The sequence below is a fragment of the Mycobacterium appelbergii genome, assembly GCF_032883035.1.
GTDB lineage: Bacteria > Actinomycetota > Actinomycetes > Mycobacteriales > Mycobacteriaceae > Mycobacterium > Mycobacterium appelbergii.
The window spans coordinates 124,533-144,867 of sequence record NZ_JAMQTH010000004.1 but is presented as its reverse complement, the minus strand read 5'-3'; the positions used below and the strand labels follow the sequence as shown (position 1 = coordinate 144,867).

19 protein-coding genes are annotated in these 20,335 nt (G+C 62.0%); 4 read left to right on the top strand and 15 right to left on the bottom strand.

Features of this window, described 5'->3' with window-relative positions; translation table 11 throughout:
- Positions 1-3: 3 nt before the first annotated feature.
- Positions 4-1,029 carry a 2Fe-2S iron-sulfur cluster-binding protein gene (locus M1247_RS10785; protein WP_317156309.1) on the top strand — a complete coding sequence of 342 codons (1,026 nt, stop codon included), beginning with the start codon at positions 4-6 and terminating at the stop codon, positions 1,027-1,029.
- A gap of 398 nt (positions 1,030-1,427) precedes the next feature.
- On the opposite strand, the gene M1247_RS10780 is transcribed toward M1247_RS10785, so the two are convergent.
- The 4 genes from M1247_RS10780 to M1247_RS10765 are packed head-to-tail and all read right to left on the bottom strand — an operon-like array spanning position 1,428 to position 5,776.
- On the bottom strand, positions 1,428-1,886 hold the full coding sequence (locus M1247_RS10780) for a pyridoxamine 5'-phosphate oxidase family protein (RefSeq protein ID WP_317156308.1): 459 nt from the start codon (positions 1,884-1,886) through the stop codon (positions 1,428-1,430).
- 34 nt (positions 1,887-1,920) lie between these two features.
- The gene (gene eno, locus M1247_RS10775) at positions 1,921-3,201 is read right to left on the bottom strand and encodes a phosphopyruvate hydratase (RefSeq protein ID WP_317156624.1); all 1,281 of its coding nucleotides are present in this window, start codon (positions 3,199-3,201) and stop codon (positions 1,921-1,923) included.
- Between the two features lie 21 nt (positions 3,202-3,222).
- Entirely contained in the window at positions 3,223-4,626 is a 1,404-nt protein-coding gene (locus M1247_RS10770) for a glycerate kinase type-2 family protein (RefSeq protein WP_317156307.1), read from the bottom strand.
- A gap of 28 nt (positions 4,627-4,654) precedes the next feature.
- Positions 4,655-5,776, bottom strand: a complete 1,122-nt coding sequence (locus tag M1247_RS10765) for a tyramine oxidase subunit B (RefSeq protein ID WP_317156306.1) — start codon at positions 5,774-5,776, stop codon at positions 4,655-4,657.
- A gap of 191 nt (positions 5,777-5,967) precedes the next feature.
- Between M1247_RS10765 and M1247_RS10760 the strand changes: the two genes are divergently transcribed.
- Positions 5,968-6,855, top strand: a complete 888-nt coding sequence (locus tag M1247_RS10760; protein ID WP_317156305.1) for a LysR family transcriptional regulator — start codon at positions 5,968-5,970, stop codon at positions 6,853-6,855.
- Between the two features lie 116 nt (positions 6,856-6,971).
- On the top strand, positions 6,972-8,198 hold the full coding sequence (locus tag M1247_RS10755; RefSeq protein ID WP_317156304.1) for a cytochrome P450: 1,227 nt from the start codon (positions 6,972-6,974) through the stop codon (positions 8,196-8,198).
- A gap of 53 nt (positions 8,199-8,251) precedes the next feature.
- Here the strand turns inward: M1247_RS10755 and M1247_RS10750 are convergent, their stop codons facing one another.
- From M1247_RS10750 to M1247_RS10725, 6 genes are all read right to left on the bottom strand, one after another.
- On the bottom strand, positions 8,252-8,884 hold the full coding sequence (locus M1247_RS10750) for an MBL fold metallo-hydrolase (RefSeq protein WP_410506853.1): 633 nt from the start codon (positions 8,882-8,884) through the stop codon (positions 8,252-8,254).
- The gene (locus M1247_RS10745) at positions 8,881-9,966 is read right to left on the bottom strand and encodes an S-(hydroxymethyl)mycothiol dehydrogenase (RefSeq protein WP_317156303.1); all 1,086 of its coding nucleotides are present in this window, start codon (positions 9,964-9,966) and stop codon (positions 8,881-8,883) included. Before M1247_RS10745 ends, M1247_RS10750 begins: the two co-directional genes overlap by 4 nt.
- A 223-nt stretch (positions 9,967-10,189) precedes the next feature.
- Positions 10,190-10,546 carry a cupin domain-containing protein gene (locus M1247_RS10740; RefSeq protein ID WP_317156302.1) on the bottom strand — a complete coding sequence of 119 codons (357 nt, stop codon included), beginning with the start codon at positions 10,544-10,546 and terminating at the stop codon, positions 10,190-10,192.
- 48 nt (positions 10,547-10,594) lie between these two features.
- Positions 10,595-11,047 (bottom strand): flavodoxin domain-containing protein, encoded by a 453-nt coding sequence (locus M1247_RS10735; RefSeq protein WP_317156301.1) that lies wholly within the window; start codon positions 11,045-11,047, stop codon positions 10,595-10,597.
- On the bottom strand, positions 11,044-12,435 hold the full coding sequence (locus M1247_RS10730; RefSeq protein WP_317156300.1) for an NAD(P)-binding protein: 1,392 nt from the start codon (positions 12,433-12,435) through the stop codon (positions 11,044-11,046). Before M1247_RS10730 ends, M1247_RS10735 begins: the two co-directional genes overlap by 4 nt.
- A gap of 328 nt (positions 12,436-12,763) precedes the next feature.
- Positions 12,764-13,108: a cupin domain-containing protein gene (locus tag M1247_RS10725; protein ID WP_317156299.1), complete on the bottom strand. Its 345-nt coding sequence runs from the start codon at positions 13,106-13,108 to the stop codon at positions 12,764-12,766.
- A gap of 298 nt (positions 13,109-13,406) precedes the next feature.
- On the opposite strand from M1247_RS10725, the gene M1247_RS10720 reads away from it, so the two are divergent.
- Positions 13,407-14,621: an MFS transporter gene (locus M1247_RS10720; protein ID WP_317156298.1), complete on the top strand. Its 1,215-nt coding sequence runs from the start codon at positions 13,407-13,409 to the stop codon at positions 14,619-14,621.
- Positions 14,622-14,790: 169 nt separating this feature from the next.
- Here the strand turns inward: M1247_RS10720 and M1247_RS10715 are convergent, their stop codons facing one another.
- The 5 genes from M1247_RS10715 to M1247_RS10695 all read right to left on the bottom strand — a co-directional run bounded on the left by M1247_RS10715 (position 14,791) and on the right by M1247_RS10695 (position 19,918).
- Positions 14,791-15,126: a DMT family transporter gene (locus tag M1247_RS10715; protein WP_410506858.1), complete on the bottom strand. Its 336-nt coding sequence runs from the start codon at positions 15,124-15,126 to the stop codon at positions 14,791-14,793.
- Positions 15,126-15,464, bottom strand: coding sequence for a DMT family transporter (locus M1247_RS10710; RefSeq protein ID WP_317156296.1), 339 nt, complete (start codon positions 15,462-15,464; stop codon positions 15,126-15,128). Before M1247_RS10710 ends, M1247_RS10715 begins: the two co-directional genes overlap by 1 nt.
- A gap of 145 nt (positions 15,465-15,609) precedes the next feature.
- Positions 15,610-17,808 (bottom strand): N,N-dimethylformamidase beta subunit family domain-containing protein, encoded by a 2,199-nt coding sequence (locus M1247_RS10705; protein ID WP_317156295.1) that lies wholly within the window; start codon positions 17,806-17,808, stop codon positions 15,610-15,612.
- Positions 17,809-18,062: 254 nt separating this feature from the next.
- Positions 18,063-19,436 (bottom strand): APC family permease, encoded by a 1,374-nt coding sequence (locus M1247_RS10700; RefSeq protein WP_317156294.1) that lies wholly within the window; start codon positions 19,434-19,436, stop codon positions 18,063-18,065.
- 212 nt (positions 19,437-19,648) lie between these two features.
- Entirely contained in the window at positions 19,649-19,918 is a 270-nt protein-coding gene (locus tag M1247_RS10695; protein WP_317156293.1) for a hypothetical protein, read from the bottom strand.
- Between the last annotated feature and the right edge of the window lie 417 nt (positions 19,919-20,335).

Sequence of the window (20,335 nt, the reverse complement as noted above, 5' to 3'; positions counted from 1 at the left end):
TCGTTGGAGTCTCCTTCCTTGACCCATCTAGTCCAATTCCGAGTCGTCTCGGTCACAGCGGAAACCAACGACGCCAAGTCCTTTCGGCTGCAGGCTTCCGAACCGCTCTCTTACAAGCCGGGACAATTCCTCACCATCGGCATTCCATCCGATCGTGGAACGGTGGCACGGTGCTACTCGATGTCGAGTGCGCCTCACGAGGACGACGTCACTATCACCGTCAAGCGCACACCGCAGGGCTACGCGTCGAATTGGATGTGCGATCATGTGGCGGCCGGGGACACCCTCACCGCACTGCCGCCGTCTGGTAACTTCGTCCCGCCGGCACAGGACGCCGATGTTCTCCTGTTCGCCGCCGGCAGCGGGATCACGCCTGTCATGTCGATCGCGAAGTATGTTCTGACGCAGACCGACAGAAACGTGGCCTTGTTTTACGCCAACCGGGACCCGGCGGCAGTCATCTTCGCCGAACAGCTTCGCGTCATGTCCAAAGACCACCCGGAGCGGCTGCATGTTGTGCACTGGCTGGAGGAGCTGCAATCACTTCCCGGCACAGCTGATTTGCAGCGGTTCGCATCGGTGTACCCGAACTACTCCGCGTACGCCTGCGGGCCGGAGCCGTTCATGAATGCGGTCACTGATGCGTTGAGCTCGCAGGGGTTTCCCGGTGACCGCCTGAAGCGCGAGGTGTTTCAGTCCTTGAGCGGCAACCCGTTCGAGATTGAGGAGATGGTTTCTGAGCCGGGAGCGGACCTTTCCAGCGTCAAGGGCTCCTGTAACGGTGCGAGCTTCGATTTCGACGATTGGCCGTCTGATGTACCTCTGCTGCAGTACCTGCTGTCCAAGGGCGTTGATGCTCCCTTTTCCTGCCGTAGTGGCGAGTGCGGTGCGTGCTGTTTCCAGCTGATCGAGGGCGCCGTTGAGATGGAGCAGAATGACGTGCTCGACGCCGACGAGCTCGCCGACGGCTACCGATTGGCCTGCCAGGCCAAGCCTTCGTCGGAATCGATTGTCATCACCTACGACTAGCGGCGCATCCGCGCACAGGTCGCATCGTGTTCGTGTCGGTTAACAGAGGCGTCGATGATTTGTCGGCCGTGTTTTCTACGTGGGTACGAGCCATCTTCTGGCTACCAGGAGTGGGTGAGGCGGCGCTGTGCGAAATTCTCTCGGCACGGATATTGTGGTGTGCTACAAGATAATTAACGGCTGTCCGCCCGCCTCGACCGTCAGCGATGCGAATCGAACGGAACACCCCAACCGTCACAGTGCTGAGAGAATGTCGCTGACGCGGGGGCTGCCGGGATCTTCGGCGGCGGGGTGGATGCCGAAGCGCACATTTGACGCCGCGTTCCTGCAGCTTGCGGGTCAGGTTGGCCACGCTGTATTGGGCCTGGTTATGGCCATGCCGTAGCCAGGGGTGATGATCACCTGATGACGGCGTCGGAGGCCGGTGTAGCCGACTCCTTGGCGTAGTCGGCTGAGTTCCAGACTTCGGGGCGCATGGTGATCAACACCGCTTTGTCGGTGTAGTTCGCGTCCAGATATTCGTCCATCTCCGCGTCGGAAACGTAGCGGCGGACGATGGGCAGTACGCCCTCGCGGGGGATATCCGTGCGGATCGATGCGGATCCACCGACGGAGACGTAGCGGTACGGTGTGGTTTCCCGTTGCACTGCAAGGGAAAATCGACCAGCGGCTCGGATGAATCGTTCCTTCAACGATCCGAGTTCGGTCCAGATCTCGATACCACCGGTTTCGTCGACGCGGTACCAGATGGGGACGGTCAGTGGCGGTCTGTCCTGCCGCTCGATGGCGATGATGGCGACGTGGCTGTCGGCCAGGAACTCAGTTCGTTCGGCCACCGTCATCTTGAGGTCGGTCATGGTCGCGCTCCTATTCGAAACTGTGTGGGTGCAACTAGAACTTGACGATGGCAGGCACGTCGGCGAGAACACACCCGGGCGTGGTGTCCGCAACCCGCAGTAGGAAGTTGAGTTTTTCGATGCGTTCGCCCGACCGCGGTGCACCGTTCTTCTGGAACGGCACCGATAAACCCACCGATAGGTCCATCACGACATCGTCGATGACGCCGCCGGAACGGCCGGACGGAATGGCCAGCAGGTGGTGATCGACTGCGTAGCGGTAGCAGTCGAGCGCCTCGGTGATCGTGCCGACCTGGTTGGGTTTGAGGATGAATCCGCCGACTGCGGACGATTCCACTGCGCGCTGCAGACGATCGCGGTTGGTGACCACCAGATCGTCACCCAGGATGATCGACTTGTCGATTGTCGCCACCGCCTTGCTGTATCCGGCCCAGTCATCCTCGTCGAGCAGATCCTCGATGAATACGAATGGGAACTCGTCGCTGAGCCGGCGGGTGTAGTCGATCAGATCATCGGAGCTGACACGTTCCCCGTTGAGCTCATAGGTTCCGTCCGCGGCGTCGTACATCTCGCTGGACGCACAGTCCAGAGCGAAGGCCATGGTGTCGGCAACACCGGCGCGCTCCACCGCGGTCATCAGCAGCCGCAGCACTTCCCGCGGATCCGAGGTCGGGCTGGCGAATCCGTACGACGACGCCACCTGCGGCTTATGCCCCAGGTACTCGGTGAGCACTTCTTCGAGCACACCGAACAGTTTCACGCTCTTCTCGACGGCATCTTGAACCGAGGACGCGTTGTACGGCATGACGATGAACTCATTGAAGGGCTGCACGACACTGCCGTAGCGTCCGCCGTTGATCATGTTGAAGCTCGGCACCGGAACCTGTGTCACCGGCCCGGGGCCGAAGTGCTGGGCGATCCACGTGTAGGTGGGCAGGCCTGCGGCTGCGGCGGTAGCGCGCAACAGGGCGATGGACGTCGAGTAGATGGCGTTGCCGCCGAGACGGCTCTTGTTGGGTGTGCCATCGAGGTCGATCAGGAGTCTGTCGTTGGCTTCGAGGTCGAGCTCCGTGCCGACCAGCGCTGGGGCGATCTCGTGGTTTACTGCGTCGACGGCGCGGTGAACGCTGAGCCCGTTGTACTCGGTGGGGTCTCCGTCACGGAGGATGAACGCTTCATGTGCGCCCACGGAGCTGCCTGTCGGTGCGGCACCTCGCCCGATATGACCTCTGTCCGTGGCTATTTCGACCTCAACGAGAGGTCGCGTCTTGCAGTCGAGGAGCTGGCGTGCGGTCACTGAGGTGATTTTCATGATGTCTTTCGAATCCGGGGCGGGTCAGGCTTGGCGCGCGGGGATGTAGAGGATGTTCAGGTCGCACAGGTTGGTCCCGGTGTTACCGGTGAAGACTGCGTCGCCGATGGCGGCCAACGCTTCGTGGGTGGCGTGAGTACGTAGGGCTTCGTGCAGGTTCACGCCGCCCTGTTCGGCGCGGGCCAGACTTGTCGAGTCACACAATCCGCCTGCAGCTGTGGTGGTGCCGTCGGTGCCTTCCGAGTCGAGTGAGATCATGGCAGCACCAAGCGTTTTCGCAGACGCAAGCGCGAATCCGGCCACCAGTTCATGACCGGGCCCGCCATGTCCACCGATGACGCTGTTGTCCGGAATATGGGTGGTGGTCTCGCCGGCCGCGATAAGGACGCAGGGCGGTGCGACCGGGTTTCCGCTGGCTTGGACCTCGCGAGCTATGGAGGCGAAAAATGTTCCGGCATCGCTGCTCTCACCTTCGAGGAAAGAGCTCACGATCAGCGCCCGCAGTCCCATCTGCTCGGCGATTTCCTTGGCGTACAGGCAGGAATCGGGGAGTGTGTTCAGCAGGAAATATGTGTTGTGCGGGAATGCCTTCGGCGTCTCGTCTTCCGCACCGGCAGACCTGAGATAGTCGACAATCGACCGAGGTAACCGGTCCGCGAGGTCGTAGTTGTCGATGGCGGCCCGCGCGTCGGCGAGCGTTGTTCTGTCCGGGCCAATAGGGGTGGACGCGTAATTGGCGTAAGGCCTGGTGATATCACCAGACGGTGGATTGCCCACTGCGTCGGAAATTCCGAAGCCGATCAGTTCCGCACCGGATTGGGCAATGCGCTGGGCGAGGCGACCGCCGTTGGTCTGTGAGATGTGTCGCCGAATGGCATTGATCTCGTAGATCCCTGCGCCGCTCTTGAGTAGGACGTCGGTGGCGTCCATCTCGTCTTGCAACGTGATTCCCTCGATGGGACAACTCATCAGCGCTGACGATCCACCAGAGATGACGGCGATGAACAGGTCATCAGGGCCGGCTTGATCGGCGAGCGCCAGGATCTCAAGCGCGGCTTTATGACCGGTTTCGTCAGGAATCGGGTGCCCCCCGATGTGAACTTCGGTGCGCTGGAACCGATCGCTGTCCTCGGAGATCTTGACGATCGCGATACCGCGGGTGAGACGGTCGCCGAGGATCTCATCGATCGCCATGGCCATGTGGTTACAGGCCTTGCCTGCGCCGACCAGATAAATGTTCTTCTTGGTCGACAGGTCCCAGCTGCGAGTGCCGATGGTGAGAACGTCGCCATCGAGACTCGTGATGTCCTTGATTCGATGGTAGGCGTCCAATCGGGTCAGAACTCTGTCGGCAATGTCCAGGACAATCGACCGTGATTCGCTGTCTCCCAATCGAACGAGATCGCCGTAGTTCTTGATTTTGTTCACTTCGGTGTCTCCATGGGGTGAGTGGTGGTCATTCCGCGAACGGTGTGTCCCAGAGCGTCAGGGGCGTCCCGATGCCTTTGGCGAGCGCCGTGCTGTAGGTTTCGAATCCCCAGCCGAGGTCGAACACCGACATGCCGCAGGCGATGAACACCGTGCGCCGGCCATCGCCGTGATCACGTTCGGCGGGTGTCCGCAGCACCGTGCCGAGGTCGGTGAAATCTCTGAGCGGCGGCAGCCTCTCGTCGTCGATCAAGCGGTAGACCGGGCCACCGATGACACCGTTGTATGCGGCCTGTTTGTCGGGAGACGCGACGGCCTCTTCCACATAAGCCTCGTGCAGGGCAACGTGATCGAGCACGATGCGGTTGTCCAGCCAGAATGCGTCATCTGCCGAGATCGGTCCGGAGATGAGAACGGTTGCCTCGGGAGCGAGCCAGTCATTCTGGATGACCAGGGGTTTCACCCGTGAAGCGGCGACGGTGACGACTTCGGCGTCGGACAATGCCGTCTGCAGATCACTCTCGACGATGGCGTCGACTCCCAGAGTCTGCCGCGCCCAGTCAGCCAGCTTCTCGGCCGCCGCCTCGAAGATGTCGTAGCAATACACCCGCTTGAGGTTCGGCAGCTGACTGGCGATCGCCTTGAGGCAGGCCCGGTTGATCGGCCCGCAACCGAGCACTGCCACCGAACGTGCTGTGGCGCTCGCCAGATGACGTGCCGCGACCGCCGGCACCGCCCCGGTTCTGGCGGAGCTCAACAGGTTGGCCGACATGAGACACAGCGGCTCCCCGGTCTCTTTGTCGTTGAGCATCAACGTCAGGACAGATCGCGGCAGCCCTTTCGCGGTGTTGGCGTGGTTGGAGCCGTACCACTTGTTGCCGCAGATATCGAAGCGGCCTCCGAGGTACCCCGGCATCGCGACGAAACGCCGGTCTGGGCCGGCCACCGGCATGTTCGGGAACGGGCTGGACGTCGGGAAGACAACTCCCATGCCGTGGCTGTTGTGGTTCGTTCCTCCCATCAGGTAGTCGCCCCGAGCGAGAAGTCCGAACACCTCCTCACAGACATCGACGCAGCGTGAGACGTCGAGAACGCCTGCGTCGATGCAGTCCGGTTCGGACAGAAACAGAAAATCGGTGCGTGCACCCATCGGTACTCCTGCGATGTGCGGCGTCCAACTCAATTGAGCTGGTTGACAGAGGATTTCGAGCCGCTGAAAGGTGGCGAACCCGACTGCATCTACTCTCGCATCAAGCTAATGATCGGTCCAGCGATAGATTTCGCCTTATATTGTTCGAGAAAACCGAATTGAAAGGAGTCGCAGTGCTAAACCTGCATCGCATGCGTCTGCTGGTGGAACTCAGTAGGCGCGGCACACTGGCACAAGTGGCGCAGGCCCTGTCATTCAGCACCTCGACCATCAGCCAGCAGCTCAGTCAGCTGGAGACCGAGGCGGGTGTTCGACTCATCGAGCCGGTCGGGCGAGGTGTGCGATTGACCGCAGCCGGCCATATCCTGGTCGAACATGCCGAGCGAATCCTCCAACAGATCGACCGCGCCGAGGCCGCGCTCGCGGCAACACGCTCGGAGATTGTCGGCGTCGTCAAAGTGGCCACATTCCAGACGGCGGCCATCTCGCTGATTCCAGATCTACTGCGTATCATGGGCGAACGCCATCCTGGGCTGACGGTGTACCTGTCGGAGATACAGCCTGATGCCGGAGCGGCCGCCCTCCTGGCCCGTGAGTTCGACCTGGTGCTCGGTGAGCAGTACCCCGGGCATGAGTCACCGCCACCGGCGGGAATCGAGCGGCGGCCGCTGCTGAGTGACGTGTTACGGCTCTACGTGGGTCCGAAGTTGCTACCGAACGCCACACGGGCCGAGTTGGCCGACTTCGCCGATCTGCCGTGGGTGCTGGAGCCGATCGGCAAGCCCGCTCGGGCGTGGGCTGAATCAGCATGCCGAGCAGCAGGTTTCGAGCCTGATGTTCGCTACGAGTCGGCCGATCTGTTGGTGCAGGCGCGACTGGCAGAGACGGATCATGCTGTTGCAGTTCTGCCCGACCTCGTGTGGAAAACTCGCCGAGCCGAGGCCCAGCTCGTCGATCTCCCGGGCCGGCCCGTCCGCCAGGTGTACACCGCCGTGCGAACCGGAGCCGAGACGCGCCCGGTACTCGTCGAGATCAGAAGCGTGTTGGCGACGATCTCTCGCCCTCACGAGAGCAGGTGACTTCGGCGCCTGCGGGTCTCGAGATCAAGGCATGATGACAAGACGTCAGATACATCTCGTCGGGCCACGGCATTTCGTCTAGTGTGTCCGCGCGCGAGGGGCTGGAGAATCTCTCCATGATCCCCACAACGCCGTCACACGACGGCCGCGCCAGCGCAGGCTCTCCCACCGCGCCGGATCTGGCGGAGCTCTTGCCGTTTTATCGCGACGAGTTCCTGGAGGAGCCGTACCCCCATTTCCGCCGGCTTCGTGACGAATTTCCCGTCCTCCAGCTCGAGGACGGCAGGTACGTCGTATCGCGCTACGACGACGTTTCCACACTGTTGCGGCACACGAAAAGTTCGGTGCAGCAGTTGGATTTCGGGGCTTTCGATATCTTCCACTCAGCCGTAATCGGAATCGATGCACCTGAACACACCTGGCACAGAAGACTCGTCAACAAGCTGTTCACGCCCAAATCGGTACGGAGTTGGATGTCCACCACGGCGGCGATCGTGGAACGCGCGCTGTCTGCCGCGGAAGCGACGGGGCAGATCGAGGCGGTCCGTGAATTGTGCCTTGTTCCAACGCATGCAACGATGTGCTCCATGCTGGGCATGAGTGCCGAACATGCCGATGAGGTACGCCATTACACGTATGAGTTTGCCCGGGGCTTCGGTGTCGTGGCGAGCGAGGGCGATCTGCGTGCCGGCGCCGAGGGCAGTGCATGGCTGGAGAACTATTGCAACGATGCGTTAGAGCGGGTACGCCGAGATCCCCAACCTGGCGTCATCTCCGCCTATATCGAGGCTGAAGAGCGCGGCGACATGACCCGGCGGGAGACCACGGCCAACATCATGCTCTTCCTGGCGACCGGCCACTTCTCGACGGTGACGCTTGCCGCGCATGGCTTGGAACGCATGGCCAGGGACGCTGAGCTTTTCGCTGCTTTCCGAGACGATCCCTCAGTTCGGTCGAAGGTGATCAACGAGCTACTCCGGTTCGTCACTCCGGAGACTGGAGTGACGCGTCTGACGCTCGAGGAAGTGGAGTTGTCCGGCACTGTCCTACCGGCTGGCTCGACGGTCTACGTGCTCCTCGCATCGGCCAACCGCGACGAGCGGGTCTTTGCAGACCCTGACCGGTTCGACTACACCCGCGCAACCGAGGGACGCCAGCACCTTGCCTTTGCTGCTGGCTTGCATACGTGCATGGGGCAGATTTTGGCACGCCAATCAGCCGACACAATCATGACTGCGGTGGCGGAGCGCTGCGCGCGAATCGAACTCGCCGGCGAGCCCGTGTACAACAGCATTCAGCACGCGCGCCAATGGAAGACGATGAATCTGCAACTCAGCTTCTAGGATGTCGTTTCAGGCCAACCATATTCACTCTGTTGCAGTCACACGTACGCTTGTCAGTGGCCGCGGGCGACCCAGTCGTCGTAGTTGACGATTTCGTCGCCGATGGTGGTGGTGTCGCCGTGTCCGGTGTAGACAACGGTTTCACCGGGCAGGGTGCCCAGCCGCTTGGAGATCGAGTCCAGGATCGTCGGGAAATCGGAGAACGACCGCCCGGTGGCGCCGGGGCCGCCCTGGAACAGGGTGTCTCCGGAGAACACCGCGCCGAGTTCGGGAGCTGACCAGCAGACTGAGCCCGGGGAGTGCCCTGGGGTGTGCAGGGTGTGCAGCTCGATGCCGCCGACGCGCAGCACGAAATCGTCGGTGACGCTGCGGAAATCCTTGTCGGGATGGGTCATCTGCCACAACATCTCATCGGCGGGGTGCAGCAGCACCGGCGCGTCGAGGGCGGTGCCGAGTTCGGGGGCGACGGTGATGTGGTCGTTGTGCCCGTGGGTGCATACCACCGCAACCACGTTGCGGCCGGCCACGGCGTCGATGATCGGCGCGGCGGTGTGGGCGGCGTCGAACACCACCACGTCTGAATCGTCACCGACGACCCAGATGTTGTTGTCGACTTCCCAACTGCCACCGTCGAGTTCGAAGGTGCCGTGGGTGACGACGCGCTGGATCTGCGCGGGCCCGGTCACAGGATCACCACCGAGCGCAGGACTTCACCGGCGTGCATCTTCTTGAAGGCCTCCTCGATACCGTCCAGGCCGATGCGTTCGGAGACGAACTTCTCCAGCGGCAACCGGCCCTGCAGGTACAGGCTGATCAGGGTGGGGAAGTCGCGTTCGGGCAGGCAGTCGCCGTACCAGGAGGACTTCAATGATCCGCCGCGGGAGAAGAAGTCGACCAGTGGCATCTCCAGGGTCATCTCCGGCGTCGGTACCCCGACCAGGACCACGGTGCCGGCCAGGTCGCGCGCGTAGAACGCCTGTTTCCAGGTTTCGGGGCGTCCGACCGCGTCGATCACCACATCGGCGCCGAAACCGTCGGTCAAGTCCTGGATGGTGGTGACCGGGTCCAGTTCGCGGGCGTTGATGGTGTGGGTGGCGCCGAATTCACGGGCCCAGTCCAGTTTCTTGTTGTCGGTGTCCACGGCGATGATCTTCTTCGCACCCACCAGGGCGGCACCGGCGATCGCGGCATCACCGACACCGCCGCAGCCGATCACGGCCACGGTGTCGTTGCGGTCCACGTTGCCGGTGTTGACGGCCGCGCCGATACCGGCCATCACTCCGCAGCCCAACAAGCCCGCGACCGCCGGATCGGCGTCGGGATCGACCTTGGTGCACTGACCCTCGTGCACGAGGGTCTTGTCCGCGAACGCGCCGATGCCCAAGGCGGGGGTCAGTTCGGTGCCGTCGGTCAGGGTCATCTTCTGGGTGGCGTTGAATGTGTCGAAACACAGCTGCGGGCGGCCTCGTTTGCAGGCCCGGCACTGTCCGCAGACCGCGCGCCAGTTGAGGATGACGAAGTCGCCGGGTGCGACGTTGGTGACCCCGTCACCGACAGCTTCCACCGTGCCTGCGGCCTCATGCCCCAGCAGGAACGGATACTCGTCGTTGATGCCGCCCTCGCGGTAGGTCAGGTCGGTATGGCATACCCCGCAGGCGATCACATCGACCACCACCTCGCCCGGGCCCGGGTCGGGAATGACGATGTCGACCAATTCGACGGGTTGCTTTTTGCTCCGGGAAATCACACCGCGCACTGTCTGAGGCATTGACGACATCTCCATTTCTTCTTTTGGTTTCATCTGTGGTGACGCGCCTGCTCTTACGGCTCTGGTTCTGACGTCCTGCAGCGTGCACCCAGTTGGTTCGCCAGGAAGCAAGAGTCGGCCGACGGTTGGCGCCGGCGACGGACACTCGACGTGAGGTCCGTGGGAGATGGCAGATAGTGAGACCGCAGCAGGACTTCGGCTCTAGCGGTACGCATAAGAACAGTCAGAACACGGTGTACACCTTCAGCACCGTTTCATGAAGTTCCCATACACCGCTCCATCCCGCCGGGAATATCGCGCTGTCACCGGAGGTGAGTTCGAGCGGTTGGCCGCCATCCTCGGTCACCGTCATCCGGCCGGAGAATATCGTGAAGGATTCGTTGGTTCCGAACTTCCAGCGTGACGGACCTGGCTCGCATTTCCATATGCCGACTTCGAGTAATCCGTCGCCGGCCCAGAGCTTCTTGCCTTCAGTGGCCATCGGTGCCCCTGTTCCCTCGGGCAGCGGACCCCAGTCATCGAGTGCCACCGAGTGGGGATCGGGGATGATGGCTGCGCTCAGCGGTGATGTGCGTGGCATGGTTGAGTTTCTCCTCGTATCACGTGTGGCGGTGGTGAGCCTGTGGCCTCACACTTCGACAGATGCAAACATCTCGTGGAGCCATGCCATCGCGGTATCGCAGGGGTCGAGGCCGCTCTCGGCATCGTGGCGACCGGTCTCGCCGATCTGCGTCGCACCTAGATCGGCGACCGCGTCTATAAGTGTTGTGATCCCGTTGTTGTAGGTGTCATAACTGCTGTCGCCCAGGCCGAAGGCGGCGAAACGCATGGACGAGAGATCGGGCTTCCGTTGTTTCAGTGCGTCGAAGAATGGAATGGCGGTATCGGGCAGGTCACCTTCTCCGTAGGTGGAGGTGATGAGGACGACCATCTGTTGCCCGCAGAGATTCTCCACTGGGTACTCCGCCATACTGTGGACATCACCTGTGAAGCCGAAAGAGTCGAACGCCGTGACTAATTCGTCGGCGACCATCTCGGCGTTGCCGGTTTCGGTGCCGAAGAGGATGGTGGCCGCGTTCATTGATCCGACTCCCTGTGAGGTTGTTGTTGTGCTCGGGTATGACCGGCGCTCTGCGCTGTGCGGAGTGCATCGGCCGAGTCAGGTGCTGAGCTTGCGATCGACAGCATGTGCTTTCGATCGGTGATCTTGCGCCGGCATCGGCCGGGCGGGGCTTCTCGCTGTTCGAAGGCCTCGATCCGCTGCCAATCGGCGAAAGTGACCACATTCCGCAGTGACGACTCCACCGCGGTAAAGCCCGCTCTGCCGATTTTGAGCCGCCCGCTTTCCACGTCGTCGGTTATCGTGTCGACCACCCGGCGAGCGTCCTTGCGGTTTTCGGGGATGGCGCCTTGCGGTCCGCGGCTGAGCCAACCGACGCGGTAGACATTGTCCCCCGACCACTCCACGGTCGGACAGCTCCGGTCTTCTGGAGCACCCTGGGTGAATCCGATTGCTGTGATCACAGAGTCGACGACTATTTCGGTCCCACCATTGGGCCCATGGTGCGTGCTCGCCCTCAGGAGGGTCCGACCACCGCTGCATGTTATGGATTCAGGAGTGACTTGGAAGTGGAGGCGCACCTGAGTGCGCGTCCCTTCCGGTGTGAATGAGTCGTTGACGGTGCTGATACGCGGACGCAACAGTTCTGCGGCGGGTCCGTTGTCGTCGTCGGTCAAGCCGCTTGCGGCGACGTCGACATTAGGCAGGGACAGGAGCTCTCGCAACATGGCAAGGTCGAACTTCGCCAGAGACAACCCAGACCGACTGATGACGTCGATGCTGCTGGGCCTGCTGGGGCGGAGTTGCTCGAAGAGCTCATCATCGATGTCCGAACCATCCAGCTCGTGGGGGTCTTTCGACATCAGCCGAACCACATCGATGGCGACATTACCCATGCCGACTACGGCCAGTTGCTGTCCGAGGGCGGTATACCGCCCATCAGGGTTACGCGGAAACACCTGTACCGGATGGCCGTTGAGCGCTCCAAGTAGCGTTCGAGCCCCGATCACGCGAGTCCCTGCTTGTTGCGGGATGCCCAGCGACCGATCTTGGGGAAGCCCCGTCGCGAGCACGACGATATCGAAGCAAGGAGCAAGCTCTGCGAACGCGATGTCGGTGCCGACACAAACGTTGCCGGCAAACCGGACACCGTCTCGCGTGAAAAGTCGGTCGAACTGACGTGTCACATTCTTGGTGCCTTGATGGTCAGCCGCTATTCCGTAGCGAACAAGACCGTAGGGCGTCGGCATCGACTCAAAGACCGTGATTTCGGCTTGCGGCCACTTCTTCGCAAGAAAGGTCGCGACATAGCATCCGGAAGGCCCACTTCCGACCACTGCAACGGTGGGCTGCGGATCGCTCGGGGCATCCAGTAATTGAGTTGTGCTAGAGCGTTTCTCGTCTGTCATTCCTGCACTTTCGCGGTGCGAGACGTGTGTACACGTTGAGGGGCCGAACTACGAGGGCCACCCGCTCGGTGTCATTGCTGGACCGTTTACACAGAAGCAACTACCCATGCAAATTTCAGAATACGGAGGGTGTAGTCAACGTCACGCCATCAAAGTGTCAGATGATCTCAAGCGGCGTGCGGCAGACTGTCAATCATGCTCCCGCTGGTGCACGCGCCGATTCGAGAACGGATCCAGAATCGCGTCGGCTGAGGAGCGGGAGGGTGGAGAAGCCACCCCGCGGCCGGTCAGTGAGCGGCAGCGGGGTGACCGATAGCTCCACGATTCCTCAGCCGGCGGTTGCGGTCTGCACCTTCGCGTAGAACTTCTGGAGCTGTTCACGGATTTCCCACTCGCCCACGAATCCGTCCTCCATGAGGAACGAGACGCCAGGGGCCAGTTCCACGGCAGTGCCATCTGCAGAACGCAAAACTCCGCTGCCACTGATGATGTGAATCACTTCGTCGAATCCGCGTGGTGCTGTGGTGAACCGGCCCGGCGTCACCTCCCACAGGCCGGACTTGAAGCTCTCGCCCGCAACAGTTTCGGCAAGACGCGTTGCGGGATTTCCCTCCGTCACACGCTCCGGCGCCACAGGCGCGAAGGGGGTCCAGTGGGCTTCGAATTTCTTCATTGTTTCCCTGCTCTCCGGGGTGCGGTTGCGTGCGGTCGTCGATCGTAATGGCGTTGTCTTCGCTGTGTCTTCACGAAAGTGCAGTACTTGACGATGTGTCGATGACGGGGAGATCCTCCTTGACACTTCGGCGATGGGTGTGAGCGGCCACACGTTGCAACCTTTAAGGGCACGGTCGGCTCGTGTGGGTTGACTTTTCAGCCAGGGTCGGTCTTTGCACGAGAAGAACTTTGTAAAGCCCGAGTCGCGGAGGAGCGTTATGTCAAGCAGTAGGTGGACAAATCTACTTGTCGCGTACGTGGCACTGGTGGGTGCGTTTTTGCCCTATGTCGGGTGGAGCCCCAGCCTCAGCGCCATCAGCGAGGAACTGAGTCTGAATTACTCGCAGGCCGGCGGGATCTCCTCTATCACCGGCTTGGTCGCGGGTGCGATGATCCTGATCGGCGGTGTCGTTGCTTCCCGATGGGGAAGCAAGAACGTCATCGTGGCAGGTCTGGCCGCGGGCGTGCTCGCACAGGCGGCCTTCGCCATGGCCGACGGATTCGAACTTGTCATCGTCGCGAGGGCTCTCGCCGGCGTTTCGGTGGGGTGCTTGTGGGTCGCTACTTACACCATGGCGGCCAGCTGGTTCCGAGAGAGCAAGAAGACCGGACGTGCGATGGGCATCATGTTGTCGGGAGATGGAGTGGGGGCCATACTGAGCCTCTTCGTCTTCTCGGCGGTACTCACCGCATTCGGCTGGCGCACGGGCCTGGCCATTCAGGCTGTCTGCATGGGTGCCGTCCTCATTGTGGTGCTGTTGGTGTCGAAGAACGCGCCCGTCCCCGAAGAACAAGAGTTGCACGCGCTGTCCGAAGAACCGGTGGCGGGCGTCTCTACTGCGCGTCGGTACCGCTCCGTGATGAACCGAAATGTCCTGATGGCGCTGCTCTTCTGGATTGGCGGCGTCGGCCTGTTCGCCGCGGTCGCGAGTTGGATGCCGGCAATCCTCGTTGAAGACGCGGGTATGTCGGAGTCGCTGGCTGGGTTCTTGACCTCGTTGTTCTCCATCGCGGGCGCGGCGGCGGCGTTGTCAGTACCGATCATCGCCGAACGGCTGGCCAGCAAGAAAAAGCTGATCGTTGTGGGTGGGATCGTGACGGCGAGTTCGGTCGCAGCGATGACACTGTTCCTGGCCACTGGAAACTACGCCATGGTTGCTCTCTTTGTGCCGCTGATCGGAATTGGCGTCTATGCGTGTGAATCGCTGACGGTGGCCGAAGCCATCGATTCAGTCCTGCCGAAATATACCGGTGTGGTGAACGGCATCGTCGTCGGAACGCCTTGGATCGTCAGCGGATTCGCCTATCCCTACCTGGTTGGGGCTGTTAAGGATGTCACCGGCAGCTTTGTCCAGGGATTCGTGATACTGACCGTCTCCACCATCGTGCTGTGCGTTATCGCCCCGTTCTTCATCAAGGAGACTGCGACTGTTGCGGAGCCGAACTCGCCCGCGCTGAACGTGCAGCGCTGACCGGGCAGCGAGGGCGGCGGCGTGCGGTATTGCCTCAACGGGATACCGCACGCCGCTGCGTGACTCACCCCGCATCAGTGATCACGGGCTCATGGCAGTTCGTTCAATCACGACACACAACTAAAAGGCGACAGCTCAGCGTTGAAGAGTCACCATGCGGATCGTCTCGTCATGCAGTTCCAAGGCCGGGTACACCGGCGAGCTCGATCGCGAGCACACCAGAGACGATGAAGGTGATCCCGATTGCCATCTTCATGGTCAGCGGGTCATTGAACAGCAAGTGCGCCACTATCGCGACCAGTGCTACGCCGCATGCTGTCCAGACGCCATACGCAACACCAACCGGCATGCCCAAGCTCAGAGCCACCCACAGCAGATAAAGTGATGTGGCGTAGCCGGATAGCACTGGCACAATCCACCGCTTTCTGCGGAATCCCTCCGAAGCACGCAGGGCCAGTGTTGCCCCCACTTCGATGACGATCGCTGCCCCCAACACAAACCACATCATGTGGACTGCTCCTTCGGTGAGTGCGAACCCAGTTCGACGAACATCACCCCGACGATGATCAGTGCGATTCCACCCATGACGGGCCAAGTCAGTGGTTCATCGAAAAGAATGGCCGCCAAGGCAGCGGTACCTGCGGTGGCGACTGCCCCCCAGATTCCGTACGCCACCCCGATGGCGAGTCCGGCCCGAAGAACCAGCGTCAGCCCCACGAACGCGCAGACGTAGCCGATGACCGCCAAGACCAGCCATCCCTTGTGTTCTTGGGACGCGCGTAGTGCCAGCGTCGCAACGAGTTCGAAGGCGATGGCCGTCCCCAACAGGATCCATCTGTTCACTGCACCGACCTCCTCACCTCACCGCGAAGGAGTTCGAGGAGCAGGCCATTGTGAGCGACAGTTTCGTTCCTGGTCGGGCGAGCGGCCGGCCGCGCTGACGCGCAAGGGTGTGCGGTGCGACGCTCAACAGCACACCGTGTGCAGCTCAAGAACCAGAGGTGGGTAGCTGCTCTGCTACGAATCCTCTGAAGACGTTCTCAGTCAGCCTCGAGACGTTGTTGTCGTAGGAGTTGTACGACAGGCAGGCGCACCAGGTGATGGAACCCACTCCGAAAACAGCCCCGCCGTTGGGATATTCGACCAGCACCATGTCTGCTCGGATCTCTCCGTCCCATATTGCGGACAGCTGAAGCTCTTCGCTGAAAACTGCCCAATCGTCGGTATCGAAGTCCTTAGCGCTCGCCAGGACCATTGTGTGTTCGGGTGTTCCCAGTGCAGCATTGGTCTGGCATATCTCGAAGCCTGCAGCTCCCCAACTGTTTACGAGGCAATCGAACGCCCCGATCTGTTCGTCATCGCCGATGCCGTTGAAGATGAACGCCGCTTTCGGGTCGAAGCTTGCGGGCTGCCGATCGTATGGCCGCCCCACGCTGCCTCCCTCGGCAATGGACCCGATACCAAGGAACCTCTGGGGAGCGCGGCCCCGAAAGCGCCACAGACCCCCTGGCTCACCGGTACTGCTGAGCGACGATTCGCCCGGGGCGGCGTTCCAGGTGCGTTGCGCGGGTCCGCAGCGACGAATCTCCACACCGGTACCGGTCGCCTCGTCGAGCGCGGTAACCCAAAACAGGCCATTGCCCGACAGATACATGAATCGGCCGCCGCCGTTCGTGTACGCCTCGGCGGCGTCGAGCATCGCTTCGGACCAGTACTCGTTGTGGCTCGCCGTCGACACCAGGCGGTAATCCCTGAGCCGTGACACGCCCTCGTGATGCAGCTCGAGGTCGGTGATGATGTCGTATTCGATCCCCTTTTCCTCGAGCCAGTCGATGAGGTGGAGGTCGGCGTTGAACTGATGTGGCGAGCCTTTGCCGAGATCGAGGAACGGCATGTCGTACTTGGGCCGCATGTTCACGATCGGCCGCATCCAGGACGAGTAGCAGACACCGCTACCGTCGGTATGCCTGTCGTACAAGCTCCGCAAACCCGTCTCGACGACGTACTTGTCCTGGGCCTGCCACGGATACTGCGGCAGCGCACCAGAATACGCGCCCGTCGGGCCGAGCATCTGCTCGTTTCCGTATGCCAGGTAGCTGAAGACGGGGAGCAAGATCGCAATCTTCGCGGTTGGCCGGCCCAAAGGGGGAACGACGGAAAACGGCACGTAGTCTTCGTGGTCGCCCGCCGTGAGGTGCACCGCGTAGACCCCGCTACGAAGATCGGAGGGAACCGTCCACTCGAACGAGGGGGTCCAGCCGGCGTCGGAGAGATCGTCGTCGTGGAAGTGGATGGCGCCGTACTCCCCGGGCGCGTGCTTCCAGGCGAGTTCACGGCCCGACCAGTTTCGGCCGGTGACTCCGCGGGTCGGCTTGTTGACGATCTCACCGTGTTGGCCGTTACCGGAAGCGTCGACCGCCGACCAGGTGCTGATGTTCTGCGCGAAGTCCCACGCCGCAGCGGCATCGGTGGGGGCGGATGCGTCATCGTCGCGAAGTGCCGCCAGCTCATCGTCGTTGAGCGCCCGCGAAAAGATCGTGGGGGCGTCGATCTTGCCGTTGTAGAAGTTGCCGATCTCACCGTCGGCCGTAGTTTCCGCGGCGATCAGGAAGTCTCCCGGGCCCCACGCGCGGCCCGCGGGCATCGTTGCGGATGCGTGGTCCTCGAGCCCGGAGGTCACGCCCCAGCTCGGCTCGAGCGCCAGACGCGCGGCTCCCGAAGCGGAGTCGTAGACCGCGGAGACGAAGTACCACTGGCCGGCGCGGACGGTCAGATCGACCGATATCGCAGCGGTCCCCATCCGCAGCGTCAGGCGGCCCTCCTCGAGCCGAAGCGCGAACCCGTCCTCGTCGCCGTTGCCCTTGGCGACGATCGTCTGTACAGGCTTTTCGGGAAGTGTCGGACAGATCCACATCTGGAGTGTGACGTCGCGCGCGGCATCCAATTCTTCTCTGCCGGTCGCCCGGATGTAGGAGCCGGTCCGCAGCTTCTGCAGGGCTCCGTCGTACTCTCCGTCCAGCGTGCTGGGGACAGCCGCGTCCTTGTAGCCCGGGCCCGCCGGGTTGGTATCGCCGTGGATGAGGCGGACCAGTTGAGCCGAGAAGCGACCGGGCTCGGAACTCACCATGAAGGTGATCGATGCTCCAGGCTCGACGCTCAACTTGTCCGCGTATCCGACGACCTTCATGTGGTTCCTCCGCTGGCTGTTGGCTATTGGCTGGCACGCGGGCCCGGCCCGGCACCGCGTTGGACTCCCGTCGCGGGAGCCGACATCGTGCTCTTCATTGAAGAACTCTCAATCTCTCGAACATTGCGTGCGCGGTGCAATCGGCCTCGTGTAAACCATGGGGGACGGAGCCATGACGGACCGTCAACAGTGGCGCATTTTTAGAAGTCGACGCGAGCGGGGAACGAGGGGTTTAGCGTGACTGAGCCCCACCCTCAATTGTCGAGGGACAGCTCGGGGCGACGGGTGGACACGGTGAACCCCCAGGCGAAGGCCGCAGCCAGTGAGCCCAGTACGGCCCATGCCACCAGTTGCGACCCTCCGACGAGATCTCGAAGATTCTGGAGTATCAGAACGAATACTGCGGCAAGGCAGACCAAGGCCAACACGGGAGCCACGATGACTCGGACGACCGACTCATCGAGCGTGCCAGAGTGCAATCGCCGACCGAAGAAGACCAGCGCGGACAGGCTGGTGCCGAGCAGCATCACGATGAATCCGACGGTGGTGGCGCCGGCGAACCAGGCGTAGAGCTCTGTCGCGGGATCTAGGCGGGTCACGATTGCTAGCAGGACGAAGACCGCTGAGATCACGGTGACGACGTGGGAAGCGGTGGAGGGTGACCCGTGCCGATCGTGGCGCGTACCCAGTGCTGCAGGCAGTGCACCGCGATGAGCGATGTTGAACGCGTAGCGGGAGGAAACGTTCTGGATGGACAGCAAGCACGCGAACAGACTCGTCACGTACAGCACCTGGACGACATGTTCCGCCGCGCCACCCAGGTAGTTCGCCACGGCACCGGGAAGCATGGCACCCGGATCCTCGGCGGCAATCCTGACCGCCTCTTGGTCACCCCACGCAGAGATCAGCGCCCAGGTGGATACCACGTAGAAACCCCCGACCAGGGTCACCGCGAGATAGGTCGCAATCGGAATGGTGCGGTTCGGGTCACGGCACTCATCACGAAAGACCGCCGTAGCCTCGAACCCCAAGAAGCTGAGGAAGCAGAACAACAATGCCAGTCCGGGTGCGCCCGAGAGTAGAGCCTCCGGTGCGGTGAAGCCGCGCGACATCCCCTCCTCCCCACCACCATTGACGAAGACGGCCGCGTCGAGCGCGAGTACGATTCCGACCTCGGCGAGTAACAGGACGCCGAGTACCTTTTTGGATAGGTCGATATTGCGGTAACCCAGGAACGCGGCCGCGACCATGCACACGTAGGCGCCCACCCACCACGGAGCGCTGACACCCCACGACGCGAGTAGCGCCGTGATGCCGGAGCCGAGAAGACCGTATACGCCGACCAGGACAGCGAGGTAGGCGAGCAGCGCCAGGAAGGCAGTACCGAACCCAGTCCGGCGACCAAGCCCGGTACCGATGTAGGAATAGAAGGCTCCCGCATTCGGCACGTACGGGGTCAGCGCTGTGAAAGCGACCGAGAACAGCAGTAAAATGACGGTGCTTACGATGAAGGTCGCGGGGAGTCCGATCCCGTTGCCCGCATTGATGCCAATCGGAACCGTACCGCCCATGGCGCCGAGAGGACCCGCGAAGGCGGCGACGATGAAGACGATTCCCCACACCCCCATCGAGCCTCTCAGACGTTGGGTCCCGCTCGGCGTGGACGATTCGCAGGATGAAGTTCGGTCAGACATGGGAAATGCATCCCTTCTTGGAGAATCTGCTCAGCGGCGCGCCGCACCTGCGCCGATCGGCATCCGGCCGGCGGTCTGATTCATCCTGGATCGTGAGGCGTCCGGCACCTAGTGACAGGTTGTCAGGTCCGGCACTCGAAACATGATCACGGTGTCGGGTGGACGACAGTCGGCGACGACTGGGGAGCCGCAGTCGTGGTCGAGGCGTCAACGCGACCGGCCCACGGCGCACGAGCCGATTCAATCGTCGCAAAAACAGGCGCATAGCACTCCTCCACACCATGGGTGGAAGCCCAGACATGGAGTTTCTGGACCATCCGGGCCGGCAAGGGATAGCCATGCTTGGCGGCGATGTGGAGTAGGCGGCCAATGGCTCCCACGTCCTCGCCGCTGCCCAGGTCGACGAAAACGTCCATGCGCTCCTCCTCGCTCAAGCGTCGACCGAGCTGATCCACCAACTCCCAGGCAAGTTGCTTGCTCAATACCAAGTTCACGACGGGCCTTCGCATCAATGAGTTGGTTGCACGGCCGGTGGATCCGCTGACATAGCGCAAGTGTGACCAGACACACCGTGAGAATCGAACGGCTATCTGTCGCTTAACCACTGGATATTCCTGACAGAGTGTCCACCGGCCGCACTCGGTGCCGATGAACCCGTCAATGTATTGATCTGTCGTCGCCGAGAGGCCATACAGATCAGCCTTAGCTGAGGGTTTCCGCCGCTTACGGGCGGAGAATCGAGAACTCAAGCAACCGTCGAGCGACTGATGGTCGAACTCGGCCTGCGCGGAGCCTGCCGGTGGTCCACGATGTGGACGATGCGCTGACGTGGG